At 58.0% G+C, this 17,812-nt stretch carries 16 protein-coding genes and 2 pseudogenes; 6 read left to right on the top strand and 12 right to left on the bottom strand.

The window, feature by feature from the left end:
• Positions 1 to 5: 5 nt before the first annotated feature.
• The 4 genes from AC3CHX_RS07885 to AC3CHX_RS07870 form a co-directional block, all read right to left on the bottom strand.
• Positions 6 to 1,505, bottom strand: a complete 1,500-nt coding sequence (locus tag AC3CHX_RS07885) for an aspartate aminotransferase family protein (protein WP_488643491.1) — start codon at positions 1,503 to 1,505, stop codon at positions 6 to 8.
• Positions 1,502 to 2,515, bottom strand: a complete 1,014-nt coding sequence (locus AC3CHX_RS07880; RefSeq protein WP_488643490.1) for an iron-containing redox enzyme family protein — start codon at positions 2,513 to 2,515, stop codon at positions 1,502 to 1,504. Before AC3CHX_RS07880 ends, AC3CHX_RS07885 begins: the two co-directional genes overlap by 4 nt.
• Positions 2,512 to 3,513, bottom strand: a complete 1,002-nt coding sequence (locus tag AC3CHX_RS07875) for a thiaminase II/PqqC family protein (RefSeq protein ID WP_488643489.1) — start codon at positions 3,511 to 3,513, stop codon at positions 2,512 to 2,514. The genes AC3CHX_RS07880 and AC3CHX_RS07875 overlap by 4 nt, the downstream gene beginning before the upstream one ends.
• 72 nt (positions 3,514 to 3,585) lie before the next feature.
• Positions 3,586 to 3,771 (bottom strand): hypothetical protein, encoded by a 186-nt coding sequence (locus tag AC3CHX_RS07870; RefSeq protein WP_488643488.1) that lies wholly within the window; start codon positions 3,769 to 3,771, stop codon positions 3,586 to 3,588.
• 233 nt (positions 3,772 to 4,004) lie between these two features.
• On the opposite strand from AC3CHX_RS07870, the gene AC3CHX_RS07865 reads away from it, so the two are divergent.
• From AC3CHX_RS07865 to AC3CHX_RS07855, 3 genes are all read left to right on the top strand, one after another.
• Positions 4,005 to 4,292 (top strand): SpvB/TcaC N-terminal domain-containing protein, encoded by a 288-nt coding sequence (locus tag AC3CHX_RS07865; protein ID WP_488644763.1) that lies wholly within the window; start codon positions 4,005 to 4,007, stop codon positions 4,290 to 4,292.
• Positions 4,289 to 4,696, top strand: a complete 408-nt coding sequence (locus tag AC3CHX_RS07860) for a DUF4148 domain-containing protein (RefSeq protein WP_488643487.1) — start codon at positions 4,289 to 4,291, stop codon at positions 4,694 to 4,696. The genes AC3CHX_RS07865 and AC3CHX_RS07860 overlap by 4 nt, the downstream gene beginning before the upstream one ends.
• A gap of 221 nt (positions 4,697 to 4,917) precedes the next feature.
• Positions 4,918 to 6,615, top strand: coding sequence for an adenylate/guanylate cyclase domain-containing protein (locus tag AC3CHX_RS07855; RefSeq protein WP_488643486.1), 1,698 nt, complete (start codon positions 4,918 to 4,920; stop codon positions 6,613 to 6,615).
• Positions 6,616 to 6,660: 45 nt separating this feature from the next.
• Here the strand turns inward: AC3CHX_RS07855 and AC3CHX_RS07850 are convergent, their stop codons facing one another.
• The 7 genes from AC3CHX_RS07850 to AC3CHX_RS07820 all read right to left on the bottom strand — a co-directional run bounded on the left by AC3CHX_RS07850 (position 6,661) and on the right by AC3CHX_RS07820 (position 12,812).
• Positions 6,661 to 7,404 (bottom strand): amino acid ABC transporter ATP-binding protein, encoded by a 744-nt coding sequence (locus AC3CHX_RS07850; protein WP_488643485.1) that lies wholly within the window; start codon positions 7,402 to 7,404, stop codon positions 6,661 to 6,663.
• Between the two features lie 55 nt (positions 7,405 to 7,459).
• Entirely contained in the window at positions 7,460 to 8,140 is a 681-nt protein-coding gene (locus AC3CHX_RS07845; RefSeq protein WP_488643484.1) for an amino acid ABC transporter permease, read from the bottom strand.
• Between the two features lies 1 nt (position 8,141).
• Positions 8,142 to 8,837, bottom strand: coding sequence for an amino acid ABC transporter permease (locus tag AC3CHX_RS07840; RefSeq protein ID WP_488643483.1), 696 nt, complete (start codon positions 8,835 to 8,837; stop codon positions 8,142 to 8,144).
• A 193-nt stretch (positions 8,838 to 9,030) separates the two neighbouring features.
• A complete protein-coding gene (locus AC3CHX_RS07835; RefSeq protein WP_488643482.1) occupies positions 9,031 to 9,852 on the bottom strand; it encodes an ABC transporter substrate-binding protein in 822 nt (273 codons plus the stop codon).
• Between the two features lie 48 nt (positions 9,853 to 9,900).
• The gene (gene metC / locus AC3CHX_RS07830; protein WP_488643481.1) at positions 9,901 to 11,085 is read right to left on the bottom strand and encodes a cystathionine beta-lyase; all 1,185 of its coding nucleotides are present in this window, start codon (positions 11,083 to 11,085) and stop codon (positions 9,901 to 9,903) included.
• A 117-nt stretch (positions 11,086 to 11,202) separates the two neighbouring features.
• A complete protein-coding gene (locus tag AC3CHX_RS07825) occupies positions 11,203 to 11,544 on the bottom strand; it encodes an antibiotic biosynthesis monooxygenase family protein (protein ID WP_488643480.1) in 342 nt (113 codons plus the stop codon).
• A 107-nt stretch (positions 11,545 to 11,651) separates the two neighbouring features.
• A complete protein-coding gene (locus AC3CHX_RS07820) occupies positions 11,652 to 12,812 on the bottom strand; it encodes a trans-sulfuration enzyme family protein (protein ID WP_488643479.1) in 1,161 nt (386 codons plus the stop codon).
• A 217-nt stretch (positions 12,813 to 13,029) separates the two neighbouring features.
• On the opposite strand from AC3CHX_RS07820, the gene AC3CHX_RS07815 reads away from it, so the two are divergent.
• Positions 13,030 to 13,959, top strand: coding sequence for a LysR family transcriptional regulator (locus tag AC3CHX_RS07815; RefSeq protein ID WP_488643478.1), 930 nt, complete (start codon positions 13,030 to 13,032; stop codon positions 13,957 to 13,959).
• A gap of 211 nt (positions 13,960 to 14,170) precedes the next feature.
• On the opposite strand, the pseudogene AC3CHX_RS07810 reads toward AC3CHX_RS07815, so the two are convergent.
• Positions 14,171 to 15,346, bottom strand: a pseudogene (locus tag AC3CHX_RS07810) (sigma-54 interaction domain-containing protein); the annotation flags it as partial.
• Between the two features lie 223 nt (positions 15,347 to 15,569).
• On the opposite strand from AC3CHX_RS07810, the gene AC3CHX_RS07805 reads away from it, so the two are divergent.
• Together AC3CHX_RS07805 and AC3CHX_RS07800 are read left to right on the top strand one after the other, a co-directional pair.
• Entirely contained in the window at positions 15,570 to 16,454 is an 885-nt protein-coding gene (locus AC3CHX_RS07805; RefSeq protein ID WP_488643477.1) for an MBL fold metallo-hydrolase, read from the top strand.
• A 92-nt stretch (positions 16,455 to 16,546) separates the two neighbouring features.
• Positions 16,547 to 17,767: pseudogene (locus AC3CHX_RS07800) on the top strand (NAD(P)/FAD-dependent oxidoreductase); the annotation flags it as partial.
• Positions 17,768 to 17,812: the final 45 nt, after the last annotated feature.

The raw sequence follows: 17,812 nt of genomic DNA, 5'->3' as shown, positions 1-17,812 counted from the left end.
ACGCGTTACTCACGCGTTCCTTTGGTCGATGCAATCTGCCCCGCCAGCGGCAGCGAACATCCCGCGATGGTACGAAACCGGCTTTCGCAAGTCGGGTTACTGCAAACGCTTCCGCACGTTCCCTCGCCCTGCAGCGGCATAGGTTCCAACTCCCCGCTGTGAAACGCTGCAATCGGACGCAAGGCTGCGAACGCTCGCGCAAACCCATCGATGGCTTCCTGAATATCGGCGCTCTCGTGCGCCGACGATACCCAGCCATGGCTGGCATGGCAATCCACGCCCTCCAGCAGCAGCGCGGCGCGTAATAATTTATACATGGGCGCGCGTTCACGTGGTAACCGAATAGCGGCGGCACCCGCTGCAATCGGCAGACCGTCGCGAATGGCGCCAACCATCAGATGAAAAATGGAGCTCTGGTGAAAGGCCCGAACGTCCACCTCTGCAGCCTTGGCAGCGGCGTTGATTCCGGCAACCAGATGCGCGGTGGATTGCTCGGCACGCTGCGCGGCTTTGCCATCGCTCACCAGGTCCAGCGTCGCCACAGCCGCCGCCGCCGACAGCGGGAACCCATTGAATGTACCGCTGTGCGGCACGTAAGCATCATCTCCTGTCGCAGAACTGCCGCCGGAGATCACCGACATCACCTCGGCGCGTCCGCCTACTATTCCTCCAGGCATACCGCCCGCAGCGATTTTTGCCAGCACGGTGATATCCGGGACCACGTTGGCCAACGCCTGCACGCCACCGGCCGCATAACGAAATCCGCTGATCACTTCATCGAAAATAAGAAGCGTGCCGTACATATCCCCTAGCTTGCGCAGTGCGCCGAGATACGCGATCGACCAAGGCAGGCAGCCGGCGCTGCCGCCGCCTGGTTCAAGTATGATCGCGGCCACGTCGTTTTCGGCAAGCTCATCCTGAATCGCACCGATGTCTAGCGGTGGAACCAGCGTCACATGTTGCGCCATGCCGCGATTGAATCCGGCGCGCTCGGCCGGCAAAGCGTGCACCAGCGCCTCGTCGTGCCAGCCGTGAAAATGACCGTCCACCCTCAGCACTCGGCCACGGCCGGTCCACCCGCGTGCGATACGCAGCGCGAGCATCGTCGCTTCCGTGCCGGACGCGGCAAATCGCATCCGCTCGCAGGACGGGAGGCTTTGCCTGATACGTTCAGCCCACGCATATTGAAGGACGTGCACCCCGCCAACATGCTGACCGCGCTGGATCTGGCGCGATACAGCATCGACGATAGCCGGGTGGGCATTGCCGAGTAGAAGGGAGCCGTGCCCCATCCACAAATCGAGGTAGCGGCGCCCGGCGACATCCCACTTATGCACCCCCTCTGCACGTTCGAACACGACCGGAAATGGTTCGAACCGCCAACTTTCGTGAGGCGCCCCTCCGGCCAACAGGGTTGATTCTGCAGCCGCCCACGGATTAGATGCGCCAAGTTCGCGCGTATACCGGGCAAACAAAGCATCGTCGGCATCCTGCTGGCTGCTCATACGACCGCCTCGATATACAGCGGACGCCGCGGTGCGAATGCCTCGGTCCCGGCATAGGCGTCGCGGATGCCCTCAAAGAAAAGTATGAACGCCTCGGCAACTGTCTGCATGGCTTCGCTGGCCAGCCTGCATTGGTCTTTGGATAGTCCGGGTTGTTCCTGGCAAAGCCGGTAAAACACCGCTTCTTCGTGCAGCAAATCCAGATCAAGAGCGGCGTGCAGATGAAACGCCTTGAACATGTTTGCCGCATACGGATAAAGCTCGGCAAGCCGCCCGTAAAAAAGGTCGAGGGCCTCCCTTGAAGGCGCTGAGAGTCCGGGCTGCATGACAGCGAAGGACGCGGTATACGGCACCTCGCCTTCGTAGGCCAATTCCGCTAAATGATTCACCAATGCTTTTGTATGCGGCAATAGCGGTGCTGCCAGTAGCGATGCGCGTTGAATGCCGCAACCGGCCAATCCTTCGAGAAAAATAGTCCCGTGGTTCATCTCTTCGATGTAATGGCGGGTGATTGCCTCGCGCAACCCTGGCGTGTGGCGCGTGTGGGCAACGCCTAAAGGCATGTAAATATTCGCAGCATCCACAAAATGGCAGAACTCGACACCCCAGCCAAGTACCTGGGCACGACTGCTGCGTCCGGCGAGCAACTCTTCCCAGAACGGCTGCTCAAAAATCGGCCGCGCCCAAAAGCGGGCCTCCAGACGCAAAGCATCAGCCATCTCAGCCGGGCTTTCAGCGCTGACGGCACGCTCGACATCCAGCAGCAGATCATCTTCCAGGAGCATGGCCAGCACAGGTTCCAAGGCGTTCGCCGCAATCCCGTGGATGGCGGCAAGGTCATGCGGCGTTGCACCTTCCTGCAACCCGAGGAGGATTTTTTTTATGACGTCAGGACGCGTGGATTCGACCAGTATTTCCTGTTCGCGGGTCGCGATAACCAGAGCGCGGCTGTCATGCGTAAGCCGGCAGCCCGATGACAAACGCAAAACACGGTGCATAAGGGCAGTCAATTGCTTACTCCTCGATAGTTGCGTGAAGCGCGTAACGGGAAGGCGTCCGGCGATTGGTAGTGCCGCAAAATATCGGTGGACCACATCTCCAGCGTTTCAACCAAACCAAAAGCATCCTGGATGGCGGCGCGGGCACGTTCCCGTTCGATTTTTTTTATTTGGCGTGCAACCTTTTGCACAAAACCTTCGTGCCCGTATTCTTCATCTAGTGCGACATGTTCGGCCATGGGACGTACCCCGTTGCAATCGCCACTGTCGTACCATGCGCCTACCCGGTCGAAAAAATTGCGTGCAGTAGTGCGATCGTTTCCCGTGGATTCCAGGAATCCTGAGCAAGCCGCGTAGCGCAACGGGTCGGCGCGCGCGGACATGCGCATCCAATGCTGGACTGCACGCGTGGCCGGCAACGGCCGGGACTGCGTGCGCTGCTCGGCCGTGATGCCTAACGCATCCAGGGCACTGGCAAAGAAATGAAAATGATCCCACTCTTCGGAAAAGTGGCGCGCGAACACAGCGCGTATTTCACGGCTTTCAGTGCTGGCGATGGCCATTGGCAGGCGATCTTGCACTCCGGTTATGAACCACCAGGATTCGACTACCCACCCAACGAAGACAGCGCGCGGTAGCGTTCCTGCAGCCAGTCCAACCCAAAGAGGGTGAGAAAACAATCGTCTCTTCCACTGTTGGTAGAGCTGGCTGCACAGTGTATTGAATTCTTCGGGAGAGAGATATTCGGGTGACGAAGATTGAATGGTGCGGAGCGCTCCGGCGTCGACGAGGCGACCCACCACGGACTGCACCGCTTCGGCAGACAGTCCGCTTTGCCGCCCAATCGCGGGCAGGTCCAGCAAACCATTCATCGATGAAATTGCCTGGAACAAGTGCGGCGCCGGCGGGCCGGAAACAGTAAAAACTGAATCCTCGATTTCAAGCTCGACGCTCTGGCTTACGATACGCAGTTGAGCATCCGGTCTGAGGCTTGGGAAGGAAGTCGGCATCGCGGTTAGTCCCAAAGAGTTGGACCTGCGCCGCTGCGCGCCAGGCGCTGCGGCGCAACTTTTTATTAACGACTATTTGACGATTACCCCTAACACAGGGATCGCTGCAGGCCGGCGCTTCTTGCTGACCTGGACAGTGATTTCATTGGGCAAGGTGCCCTTGCCCGCTTCGACCACCTTGACGTTGCCTGCCATTCCCTTTTCGACATGGATAACCACTTCCTGTTCTTCCAAAGGCTTACGCGCTATCTCACTCATAAAATCTCCTTTTAAACGTTTATATACTTGCAACCGGTCAGGCACCCCAGAGCGCGAGAATGCAACCAACCTATGTGCTGTTCGCACATCTGTTGCCTCAACGTAAGACCATTCATTCGCGCTTAAAAAGTGTAGTAAATTTATTTACATAGGCAAGAAAAATATTTCTGTGCGGCACTAAATATCTCAAGCACCGCCTGCCCGGTTTTTGTCGTTGAAAAAAACATAATGCGCTGCGTATATTCCTGAAAAGCAACAATAATCGCGAAGTGGTGCGCGACGGTTATCGCATGCAACGTTATCGTCCGCGCATCGAAGGCTTGTTCGCCCAGATCGAACGATGGAGCCGTATCGCCAATGGCGAGCGTGAAGCGAGGGCCTGCGCCTTTCCGGGAATAACTGGCGGCAAAACCAGGTTATATGCAGTACAAGCGTGCCGCTCACCGAGCTGGATCCGACGGGCTGCCATTGTGCCTGTTCCGCCAAACCTGGCGTCATCAATTTACTGGAGAGCAAAATGAACACCAAACAATTTATCGCAAGTCTCACCATCCTGAGCGCCGCCGGCAGCGCCTTTGCCGAGGCCCCCTACCCTCCCGAGGAGCATTTCGTCTCGACCAAAACCCGCGCCGAAGTTCAGGCTGAAGTGGCGCAGGCGCGGAAGGACGGCACGCTCACCATTTCCGACGCCAACTATCCTCCTGAGCAGCATTTCGTCTCGACCAAAACCCGCGCCGAAGTTCGGGCTGAATTGGCGCAGGCCCGGAAGGACGGTACGCTCACCGTGTCCGACGCAAATTATCCTCCTACGGTGCAATTCGTATCGACCAAAACCCGCGCCGAAGTGCGGGCTGAAGTGGCGCAGGCGCGGAAGGACGGTACGCTCACCGTTTCCGACTCCTATCCGGTCATCCCAACCCGCTGAGCAGCCAGCCGCACCGAAGTCAGGAGCCAGATTGCCAAACCGGGAACGGCAATTGACGGCGGCAGTTAATCGGCTGGCGAGCTTGGCAAGCTCCTTACTTTCCACGATCCGCTGTGGCGCGCCATGACGCGCCACAGCGCGCATCGCGCGCTCTTGAATTCTTGCTGGAAAAGCGAGACTATCTGGCGAAGAGGCGGAGTCTGTTAATTGGAGGCTAGAGCATGCCACGCTTTCCCGGTTTTCAAAGATTGCGGCCGGCGGGAGTGCGATCGGTCCGGCTGGCCACCGGACTGGTGCTGTTCACCTACGTCGGCACGCACCTCCTGAATCACTCGCTGGGGAATATCTCGCTTGCATGGCTGGAGCGCGATCTGCTGGTGCAGAAGTTCATTTGGCAAGGATGGCTTGGAACGGGTGTGCTGTACAGCGCGCTGGCGACGCATTTCTGCCTGGGTCTGTGGGCGCTGTACGAGCGGCGCTCGGTGCATTGGAATCCGGGTGAGGTGACGCAGCTCGTCCTCGGCTTATGCATACCGCCGCTGCTAGCCAACCATCTCGCGAATACGCGGGTCGCGTTTGCCGCGTTCGGCCTGAACAAGGGTTACGCGCAGTTGCTGTACTCGTTCTGGATCGCTTCGCCGTTCTTCGGCCGTGTGCAGCTGATGCTGTTGGTGGTCGCCTGGCTGCATGGGTGTTTTGGCATCTGGTTCTGGTTGCGCTTGAAACCATGGTTTGGGGCGTGGCGGAGCGTGCTGCTTAGCGTCGCCGTGCTGCTCCCGGTGCTCGCGCTGCTCGGCTACTTGCAGGGCGGACGGGAAGTGATCGCGCTGGCGCAGGATCCCGTCTGGCGCGCCGCGGCGACTCGGCCGACGATCATCGGGACGGGATCGCAAAATCTCTGGCTCGCCGATCTGCGCAACGACTTTTTGCTCTTCGATGGTGGTGCGCTGCTGCTGGTACTCGCAGCGCGGCTGCTGCGCACGCTGCGGGAGCGCCGAGGCGGGCGGCTCTGTATTCTGTATCCAGACGGGCGCAAGGTATTCGCGCCGCTCGGATTTTCGGTGCTGGAGGCCAGCCGCATGGCAGGCGTTCCCCATGCCAGCACGTGCGGTGGCCGCGCCCGCTGCACGTTGTGCCGGGTGCGCGTGCAGAGCGCTGTGCCGCTGCCCGTGCCGGCCGAGGCGGAGCGGCGTGTTCTGGAGCGGATGGGATCTGACGCGCAGACAGTGCGCCTCGCCTGCCAGTTGCGGCCGACCCACGATCTCTCCGTGTGGCCGCTGGTGCCGCCGACTGCATCCACGGCCTTCTTGCAACGGCGCCAGCGCGACGTCATGCCGCAAGAACGATTCGCGGCGTTCATGTTCGTGGATATGCGCGACTCCACTCAGCTTGCGGCGGCACAATTGCCGTTCGACAGCATATTCGTGGTCAGTCGCTTCCTGAGTGCGGTCAGCGCCGCAGTGGTCCAGGCGGGCGGCCTGCCGAACCAGTTCCTGGGCGATGCAGTGCTCGCGATCTTTGGCTTGCACAGCGAGCCGGCAGCCGCTTGTCGCCAGGCGCTCAGCGCAGTGCCGCTGGTGGCCGCCAATATTGACGAACTCAACGCTGCGCTCGAGAAACAGTTGAAAACGCCAATCCGGTTTGGCATTGGATTGCATTGCGGCCGGGCCGTAATGGGTGAAATCGGTTTTCGCGAGCATGTGACGTTCACGGCGATTGGCGACCCGTTGAACGTGGCCTCGCGACTTGAGCAGCTGACAAGAGAGATCGGTTGCGAGGCTCTCGTCTCCGAACAGGTGTTCCAGCATGCAGGCGTTTCGGCCGCAGACCTGCCGCAGCTTGCGGCACGCCTGCGCGGCCACGATGACCCGGTGCCCGTGCGTGTGCTGTCCAGGGCGGCGCAGATGCCTCGCGCCTGACATGTCGAGATATTGCCCGGCACTTACCTTTGACGGGTCCGGTCCCTACACGGCCACTGCAAATGGCGTACGAATGTCGGACAAGAATTTCCGGGCGCGTGGATGCTGGGGCGCATTAAAAAATTGCTCGGGCCGCGCACGTTCCAGCACCTTTCCCTGATCCATAAATATGACCCGGTCTGCCACCTCGCGTGCGAAGCCCATTTCATGCGTCACGCATACCATCGTCATACCGTCCCGCGCCAGGTCCTGCATGGTCAGCAGCACTTCACCGACCATCTCCGGGTCGAGCGCACTGGTCGGCTCATCGAACAGCATCAGTGGCGGCCGCATGGCCAAAGCGCGCGCGATCGCGACCCGCTGCTGCTGTCCCCCTGATAACTGTGCCGGATGAGCGAGCGCCTTCGACGCCAGGCCAACCCGCTCCAGCAGCGCCATCGCCTCCTCGTTTGCAGTCTTGAGAGGCAATTTCTTCAAATGCATTGGCGCCAGCGTACAGTTTTCCAGGACGGTCAAATGCGGAAACAGGTTAAATTGCTGGAATACAAATCCAATCCTGCTGCGTAGCGTATTGACGTTCAGACTCGCATCGTAGATGTCTTGCCCGTCGATTTTGATGCTGCCGGATTGGATGGGCTCCAATCTGTTCAGCGCCCGAATCAGCGTTGATTTCCCTGAACCGGAAGGGCCGCAAATAACGACCACTTCCCCCTTCTTGAACTCTTCATTGATATCGACCAATGCGTGGTATTCGCCGTACCACTTATTGGCGCCCTCGATTTGAATCATGATGTCTCCTTCATTTTTTACTTTTACTAATCTCATGTTCCGCCTCACAGTAGATTTATTTTCTAACGACCCTTCGATGCTCCATCCAAAACGCTACGCGGGACAAGCCGAAGCACATGATGAAATAGGTTGCGCCGAGCAAGAAATAGACTTCTGCCGACTTGGTTCTTGTCAGGTTGTTGACTTGCGCCATCACTAGCGACACCTCGGCAAGACCGATGATGTATCCCAGGGATGTCTCTTTGATCGTGGAGACGAACTGGTTGACCAGTGACGGCAACATGTTTTTCATCGCCTGCGGCAGGACAACCAGTCGCATCGTCTGCAGATGATTCAGGCCAAGCGAGCGAGCGCACTCCATTTGGCCTTTCGGCAGCCCCTGGATGCCGGCGCGGATAATTTCGGCGAGATACACCCCGTCGAAAATCACCAGTGCCGCAAGCATGGTGCTGAACTGATCCGTCTTCTGGCCAATGAGTGTGGGCAATACGAAGTACGCCCAAAATATCACCATGAGCAAGGGAATTCCCCGGACCACAAACACCAGAGCCGTCGCCGACCGGCGCAGCGTGCGCCAATGACTGATCCTGCATAGCGCCAACACTACGCCAACCGGCATGGCCAGCAGCAAGGCCAGCGCCGCCATGACGACCGTCAGTGCGAGACCGCCGAGCGGGCCGTTTGGATATTGTCCGACCAGAAAATACAGCCAGTAAGTGTGAATAATTTCCAGCATCTCAGACACTCCTTACCTGGAACCGACGTTGATACAAATTCGCAATGCCGGTAATCACCAGCGAGACCGTCAGGTAGGCGAATGTGGTAAAGGCAAAGGCTTCATAGCTTTTAAACGTCGCACTTTCAACCTGCTGGGTCTGGTACATCAGCTCTGCCACGCCGATCACCATCGCAATGCTGGTGTTTTTCCACAAATTCAGCGTCTGACTGATCAAGGGCGGAATCGTGATGCGTAACGACTGCGGCAAAATGACAAGCTTCATCGTTTTCAGAAAACCAAAACCCAGCGCACTGCTGGCCTCCATCTGCTCCTTTGGAATGGAGCGGATGCCACTGCGGATGTCCTCCGACATATAAGCGGCGGTATATAAAACCAAGGCAATCACCGCACTGATACTTTCGATGTTGCCTTCATAAAGCCATGTCTTGACGGATTCCGGCAAAAATTGCGGTGCACCGAAATACCAAAACAACATATGCACGAGCAGCGGCACATTGCGGATACTTTCCACGTAAAAAACACCAATGGCGCGCAGTGCAGCATGCGGGGAAAGACGCAATATCGCGACCACGATCGCCAGCGGCATGGCAATCACCAGCGTAATCGCAGTCAGCTTGACAGTAAGAAAGAAGCCGGCAATTAACCAGTCGTGATACCTGCCAAGCAACAGCATATTGAAATCGAATGTAGCCATTTTGAATGGAACTTCCGCAAAAAATTATTAGCTATAAATTTGAACAAGCAAGCAGATGAACATTTCTTTTTTAGGACATGCGAAAAATGAATGGATTGGATGGTGCGCTGCGCGCACCATCCTTCAAATGCATTTTGCGTAAGTGCTATTGAACGTATCGGCCCGTTGTCAGCCGGACGGCCTCAGGGAATTTTCAGCTGATTTTGTCGGAGTCGATTTTGAAATCGCGGTGGCTGAACTTCATTTTGGTTTGCGGACCAAACCACTTGACGAACAACTTTACAGCTTCGCCTGATTTTTCCAGATCGGCCAATACCTTGTTGACCACTTCACGGAAGGCCGGCTCGTTCTTTCTCAGCCCCATCGCCAAAGGCTCGACAGCCAGCATCTGCGGCAGAAGCGCGAAATTGATTGCATCCGGCCCAAGCTGCGCGTAATTCTGGATCAACGTGGTTTCGTCGTTCGCATAGGCTGCGCCTTTGCCTTGCTCCAGCGCGAGCAAGGCTTGCGGATTCGAGTCGAAGGAGACGACTACCGCCGTAGGCACTGCCGTTTTAATGTTCTGTTCTGCGTCTGAACCCTTTACGGCCAACACTTTTTTGCCGCCCAACTGCCCGACGGACTGTATCCCGCTATTCTTTCTCACCATCAGCCTCTGGCCGGTAATGAAGGTGGAATAGGAAAAGTCAATCTTCGCTTCCCGCTCCTTGTTGTGCGTCAGCGATGCCGCGAGCATGTCGACACGTCCTTGCTCGAGCTCGGGAATCCGCGCGGATACCGCCAGTTGCTTCAGCGTTGCCTTCACGCCGATACTCTTCGCGACGGCATTGCACAAATCGACCTCGTAGCCCACGATCTCCCGCTTGGCCGGGTCCTGAATAAAACTGAACGGCTCATCCGTGCCTAATACGCCACACACCAACTCGCCCTTTGCCTTGATGTCCGCCAACTGATCAGCCAATGCTGAAACGCTCGTCGCCGCCAATAGCGTGAAGAGGATAATTTTCTTTTTCATCTCTTGTCTCCTTTATATGGAATGGATTACAACCGGGTACTACAACGTTCAACTACAATTGCGCAGCGCGTCAAAACCATGGCTGAGATCGTCAATCAGGTCCGAAACGGCTTCGAGTCCGACATGGATCCGTATCATTTGCAGGGGCCAGCGAGCGGCGGTCACCGAGCGATGTACGCCTGGCGTCATCGGGATCATCAGACTTTCGTACCCTCCCCAGCTATAGCCAATGCCGAACAGCTTTACCTGATTGACCAGCTGCGTAACGGCAGCTTGAGAAATTTCCGGACGAAACACGACACCCATCAGTCCGCACGCGTACTCGGCGCGGAAATCGCGTTTCCATAGAGCGTGCCCCGGGCTACCCTCAAGCGGTGGATATAACACCGTTTCCACTTCGGGCCGCCTCTGTAGCCAGCCAGCGACGAGTTGTGCGTTGGCGCGATGCACCGCCAGTCGTGCATCCATGGTGCGCAAGCCGCGCAAGACCAGATAAGCGTCGTCCGCACCGACGGAGATGCCAAGCTGACGGTAAGTCTTGCGCAAGCTTGTACCAAGCGCTTCAGTGGTAAGGATGGCGCCCATGAGGACATCCGAATGCCCGACGATGTATTTGGTCGCCGCGTGGATCGACACATCCACACCGAGCTTGAACGACGGCCATCCGAGCGGCGTCGCCCAGGTACTGTCAGAGATCACCAGCGCGCCATGGCGATGCGCCGCGTCCGCAATCGCGGGGATATCCTGTACCTCAAAGGTCAGCGATCCAGGCGATTCCACGAAAATCACCTTCGTGTTGGGACGGATCAGCGCCTCAATACCGGCACCGATGAGCGGATCATAATAGGTTGTTTCCACACCCATCCCGGTGAGGAAACCATCGCAAAAATCACGTGCCGGATCGTAGGCGGAATCCGTCATCAGCATATGGTCGCCCGGCTTCAGCAATGACAACAGCGTGGTTGTGATGGCCAACAATCCAGACGGCGTCAATAAACACGCATCGGCACCTTCTGCGGTACAAAGAGCACTCTCAAGCGCCAGCGTCGTTTCGTTGCCGTGGCGTCCATAGGACCTGCGCGTTCCGCTGGCGGACTGCAATTGCGCTACGTCCGGAAACAGCATTGTAGAGGCGCGGATCAGCGGCGGATTAACAGGGCCGGAGTGGGTTTTATCCTTGCGGCCATAGTGGCCCAGGCGGGTTTTAACGTGGAGTAATTTTTCTTGCTTCATACATTATTTTTCATAAATTATTCCCGACGCCGACTGTTCATCGGCGTAAAGATGGCTTGCAGCCATTCGGACGTTTCCAGGAGACCGGCGTCGGACGTCGATCAAGCGTTTACCGGTTCAAGGCACCAGGTCTGAGTAATAGAATTGCTCGTGCATATGTTCGGCCAGCACCTGCAGATGTTCGATCTCTGCTTCGTTTTGCAAGTCGAAATTGTCAAACTCGGGAAACAGCTTCACTTGATCGAACTGCTGATCGGCATACCGGGAGATTGCCTCCATGGATTCCCAGGTCGATTGAATGACGAAGTGCCGCCGATCATCCCGGTCCCGAAAATAGATCGATACGCCGCGGTAGCCATCATGCGTTTCAGCCAGGCGCGCATCGACACCGCGAAACACCTCCAAAAACCGCTGGGCTTGCATCAAAGACACATTGCAACGCCAGATACGGATCATCATGCTGTTATCCCCTCGTTCGTTTTAAGACATGGACCAGTCACTACGTTGGCAGCACCATGCATGGTGCGACGACCATAAGCGGCGCTGCTCACCGTCCGTGCACTCGTTTAATGACTTTTCTGAAGCGCCTGGACAATATCGGCCTTCAGGTCTTCGACGGCTTCAATACCCACACTAAGACGGACCATCCCTTCAGTGACGCCTTGCCGTGCCCGGATTTCCGGCGCAATACCGCGATGGGTCGTCGATGCGGGATGACAGATCAACGAATCGGTATCCCCCACCGATACCGCTTGCGTCACCAGTTGCAAGGCGTCCAGCAGGCTGCGCGCGGCGTCGCGGCCACCCGCCATTTCAAACGACAGGATGCCGCCGAATGCACGCATTTGACGCGCAGCGACAGGATGATCGGGATGACTTGGCAACCCCGGGTAATACACGCGCGAAATTTCACGGCGCGTCTCGATGAATTGGGCGAGTTCGAGCGCATTTCTCGACGATTGCTCGACCCGCAGCGCCAGCGTCTTCGCCCCGCGCAGGAATAGAAAGGCGTCCTGGGGGCTCATGCAGGTACCGATCTGCTTCATGCCGACGTGACGGATGGTGTCGATATGTTTCAGCGCGCCGGTCACGATTCCGCCGGTCGCATCACCGTGGCCCCCAATGTATTTAGTCGCGGAATGCAATGAAAGATCAATGCCGAATGCAAGCGGCTGAGTGAGGATGGGCGTGGCGAAGGTATTGTCGACGACGCTGATCAGATTTGCTTCGCGGGCGGTCTCGGCGACGCGCTTCAGATCGATGATGCTTAGCGTCGGATTCATCGGCGTCTCGACGTACACCATCCGGGTACGCGGGGTAATTGCAGCGCGCAATCCGGCTACGTTCGACACTTCGACCGCCTGAATGCCGAAGCGTGGCAGCAAGTTGCGCAGCAAACCTTCGGTCCCCCCGTAGAGCGGCCCGACGAACAACACTTCGTCACCGGGATTCAATAATGCAAGCAACAGCGCGCTAATCGCGCCCATGCCACTGGAAAACGCGATCGCATCTTCAGCGCCTTCCAGCACCGCCAGCTTGCGCTCAAGTGCGGCGACTGTCGGATTCGCAAAACGGCTATACACGAAGCCCGGCAACTCGCCGGCGAAAATTTGCGCCCCGCGGTCGAACGTCCCGTAAGCAAAGGTGGACGTCTGATAAATCGGCGTCGTCAGGCAGCCGTGCTGTGGATCGGGTTGCTGTCCGGCATGCACTGCCAGAGTACTCAATTGATGTGTTGAATTAATCACAATAGCCTTTTCATAATATAACAATTAGTATTTTTTTAGAATTTCTTATATTCCATTAGTATTTTTGATGTAGCACTACTTCGTGCTATGCTCAAATCGCCCCCGAAACAAGATCGCCCAGCAATTGGAATTCACTATAGCTTTCGCCAATTATTATTTCAATTCAATTAATTTAATCCGATCATCAATTTAATTTATGAAGAATTCCCCCATTGAGCTACAGCATCTGATCACGTTAAAAACCCTTTCGGAGACCGGCACACTGTCCAGGACGGCAAAAATTCTGCACCTTACCCAACCGGCGCTCTCCCACCAAATCAAGATAATCGAGGACTACTACGGATTTCGGCTGTACGAACGGAAGTCCTCGCCGGTGTTATTTTCGGCGGCCGGGCATCGGCTGCTTGACCTCGCGAACGCGGTGCTGCCACTGATCCAGCAGGCTGCGATCGACCTCAAGCAGATGGAGCACCGACAACGCGGGGCGTTACGCATTTCCGTCGAATGCCATACCTGTTTCGACTGGTTGTTGCCGTCAATGGACACATTCCGCGGGCGCTGGCCCGATATTGAGCTGGACATCCTGTCCGGGTTCCAGGATGACCCAGTCAAGCTGTTGCTGCAAAACCAGGCCGATCTGGCGATACTGGCGGACTACGAAAAGGAACCCGGCATCGATCACTTCCCCTTGTTTTCATTTGAGATCGTGGCACTGATGAGCAATGACCACCCGCTAACGGCGAAGTCACGGCTGGAGGCAATAGACTTTTCCGAAGAAACGTTAATCACCTACCCGATCCCCGACGATATGATCGACGTCATCCGCAAGGTACTGAAGCCCGCAGGTATCAAGCCGAAGAAGCGCACCTCACAACTCACGATGGCAATCCTGCAGCTGGTAGCGAGCGGCAGAGGCATCGCTGCGTTGCCTTTGTGGGCGGTCCAGCCGTATTTGGAAAAAAAATATGTGACGTCGCGGCCCATCGGGCCGGCGGGCCTGACCGGCGATTTGTATATTGCAAGCCGTTCCGGAGATCCTGGCAGCGTCTATCTGCTGGACTTTATCGAGATCATGCGCAACACCGGATTCATGCAATTGCCAGGCCTGACATTGCTTGATCGATAGCCGCCGATGGTGCAGTCACTTGCCGCGCTCAGGACAAGCCAAGGGCTTTGAGCCGCCGGTACAGCGTGCGTTCGCTCAGACCGGTTTGCGCCGCAAGCTCGCGCCGTGTCTTGGCGCTCCCTTTTTTCACATGCGCAATCAGTTGCGCGTCGGCCGCGTCGCGCGACAGGCTTGATATCTCCCGCAAGTCGGCCGCGGAGGTAAGCGCTCGCCCGGTACTGACCAGTTCGGCAGGCAGGTGCTCAATACGGATTTCGCCGTCGTCGGCAAACAGGCGCGCGCGCTCCAGCACATTCCGCAATTCCCTGATATTTCCCGGCCAGTCATACTGCTGCAGCCGCATCATGGCGGCGGCTTCTACCGTCATCGGAACGCTGCTACCTTCCTGGCGCTGGAGAAATGAGGTTACCAACACAGGAATATCGTCGGACCTTTCGCGCAAGGCTGGCAAATGAATCGGAAACGCGCTAATCCGGTAAAACAGATCTTGTCGAAAATGGCCGTCGGCCACCATGTCGCGCAGCGGTTTGTGGGTTGCCGCCACGAGCCGGAAGTCGGCGCGCTGGGTCTCGATGCCGCCAACCCGGCGATAGGCGCCGGATTCGATCAGGCGCAGCAGCTTGACCTGCATCCCCAGCGGCACGTCACCGATCTCGTCGAGGAACAAGGTGCCGCCTTGGGCGGTCTCGACCAGACCCGGCTTGCGCGCCGTCGCGCCGGTGAACGCTCCTTTCTCATGGCCGAACAGCTCGCTCTCGAACAGGGTTTCGGTCAGGCCCGAGCAATCGACCACCACGAACGGGCCGCCGGCGCGTCCGCTGGCTTCATGTACGGCACGCGCGAATAATTCCTTGCCGCTGCCTGACTCGCCCAGGAGCAGGACCGGCAGCATCGACGGTGCCACCCGATGCAGCGCGGACAGCGCCTGATTGAATGCGGGCGCGCGGCCGACCAGGCCGTCGCCGCTAGGGCGCGCCGAGGCACTGCGCACCACCGACAAGCGCTCGACATAGGCAATGATCGCGCCGTACCGGTCGAAGATGGGACGCAGCTCCACTTCCACATGTTCCGGGCCGCGCGGCGTGTGGTGGATGTGCAGCACCCGGTCCGGTCCGCGCAGTTCCTGCGCTTTTTTCATTGGACAATGCTCGCCGGCCTGATCGCAAGGTAGGTCGTAATGATGCGAGATGCGGTAGCACTTGTGGCCGATGTGAGGTTGGTCGATGCTGGCAAACTGGCGCTGGTAGGCGCTGTTGGCGGCCAGGATGTTGTAGTCGGGATCGAGCACGATCATCGGCTGCGACTCGTGTTCGAGGAAAGATATCAGCGATTGAACCTGAGTTGAGCGTTGCAGGATGTCGATAACTGCAGTCGTTTTAGCGGGCATGGCGGCTCCTTGGGATACACGCACTCTGCCATATCACTGCCAAGCCTGCCAACGAAATCTGCCAATGGCAGCCATACGCCTTGCAGCAGCTGCGGATATTCCGGCCGCGAATTACAAAAATCCCATGAAATCAATCAATTACCGTCGCCCCGTAAAACTGGCTGGGTTGGTACGCTAATTGCTGTCCTGGCATGAACAGCCTTGCTTCATCAGGAGACAGAGAATGACACTCGCAGCAAAATTACAAGTCGAAGGCTTCTTCGATCCGGTCACCGGAACCGTCAGTTATCTGGTCCTCGATACGACGACCCGACAATGCGCGCTGATCGACAGCGTGCTCGACTACGACCCCAAGTCCGGTCATACCGGCACCCGCTCGGCCGACAAGTTGATTGCCCGAGTCCGCGCGCTTGACGCCAGCGTGCAATGGATACTCGAGACCCATGTCCATGCGGATCATCTGTCGGCCGCGCCCTATCTGAAAGAGCAGCTCGGCGGCCAGCTTGGGATCGGCCGGCACATCACCGCCGTACAAAATGTATTCGGCCAGCTGTTCAACCTCGGCCGCGAGGTGGCGCGCGACGGCAGCCAGTTCGACCACCTGTTCGCCGACGATGAAGCTTTTGCGATTGGCGCGTTGCAGTGCCGCGCGCTGCACACGCCGGGCCATACGCCGGCTTGCATGACTTATTTGGTCAGCGACGGCAAGCAGCGTGCTGCGTTTGTCGGCGACACCCTGTTCATGCCCGATTACGGCACGGCGCGTTGCGATTTCCCGGGTGGCGACGCACGCACGCTGTTCCGCTCGATCAACAAGGTGCTGAGCCTGCCAGCCGATACCTTGCTGTACATGTGCCATGACTACCTGCCAGGCGGGCGCGATGTGCGGTTCGTCAGCACCGTGACGGATCAACGCGCACACAATATTCACCTGCGCGACGGCATCGGCGAGGCAGAGTTCGTCGCGATGCGCACCGCACGCGATGCCATGCTGGAGATGCCGACGCTGATCCTGCCCTCGGTGCAGGTCAACATGCGCGCCGGCCACTTGCCGGAGCCGGAAGACAATGGCACGCGTTACCTGAAAATTCCACTCAACGCGGCCTGATCCGCACCTAGATTGAAACAACGGAGAACAACATGGATATTCGTCATCCGGCCAATCATGGCCGCACGCCGGTCGAAGTGGCCCAAGCCGAGCATGCGGTAGTGATCATCGGCGGCGGCGCTGCCGGCATCGCGACCGCGTCCAGCCTGTTGGCACGCTGGCCCGGGCTGGACATCGCGATCATCGATCCGGCCGACGTGCATTACTACCAGCCCGGCTGGACCCTGGTCGGCGGTGGCGTATTCTCGGCGGCCAGTACGGCGCGTACGATGGCGTCGCTGATTCCGCGCGGCGTCCACTGGCTGAAGTCGGGCGTTGCCGCTTTCGAGCCGGAGCGCAATGCCATCGTTCTTGATGGTTGCCGCGTAGTCAAATACCGGCAACTCGTGGTCTGTCCCGGTCTGAAGCTTGACTGGCAAGCGATCGAGGGGCTGTCCGATACGCTGGGACGGAATGGTGTCACCTCAAATTACCAGTATCAGCTGGCTCCCTACACTTGGGAACTGGTGCAGCAGCTGCGCGGAGGACGTGCGATTTTCACGCAACCGCCCATGCCGATCAAATGCGCCGGCGCACCGCAAAAGGCAATGTATCTGTCGGCTGGTCATTGGCGCCGCGAAGGCGTGCTGGCGGGCATCGAGATTGACTTCTGCAACGCCGGCGCCGTCCTGTTCGGCGTGCCCGATTATGTGCCGGCGCTGATGGAATACGTGAAGGCGTATGGCATCCATCTCGATTTCGGGCATACGCTGACCGCCGTCGATGGCGCTGCCAAAACGGCCGCCTTCACCCGCACCAACGGCGACGGCACCAAAGATACGGTGGTCAAGGAATTTGACATGCTGCATGTTGTCCCACCGCAAACAGCGCCCGATTTCATTCGCGTCAGCCCGCTCGCCGATGCTGCCGGCTGGGTCGATATCGACCCGGCCACGATGCGCCACAAGACCTTCGCCAATATCTTCGCGCTGGGCGACGTCGGCAATTCACCCAATGCCAAGACAGCCGCTGCGGCCCGCATGCAGGCGCCTGTGGTCGCGCACAATGTCTTGACCGGGCTGGGCAAGGGCAAAGGCGATAGCCATTACAACGGTTATGGATCGTGCCCGCTGACCGTCGAACGCGGCAAGATCGTGCTGGCTGAATTTTTGTATGGCGGCAAAGTGGCGCCGACTTTTCCATCCTGGCTGATCGATGGCACCCGGCCATCGCGTTTGGCATGGCTGCTTAAAGAACGGATTTTGCCACCGCTTTACTGGCAGGGAATGTTGAAAGGCCGGGAATGGCTGGCGCAACCGGAAACGACGAAATGATGCGCACGATGCATGTGTTGTTACCCTAGAAACGGTAGTTGGACC

Source organism: Glaciimonas sp. OK215 (genome assembly GCF_057787885.1).
This window is presented reverse-complemented; position numbering and strand designations above follow the sequence as displayed.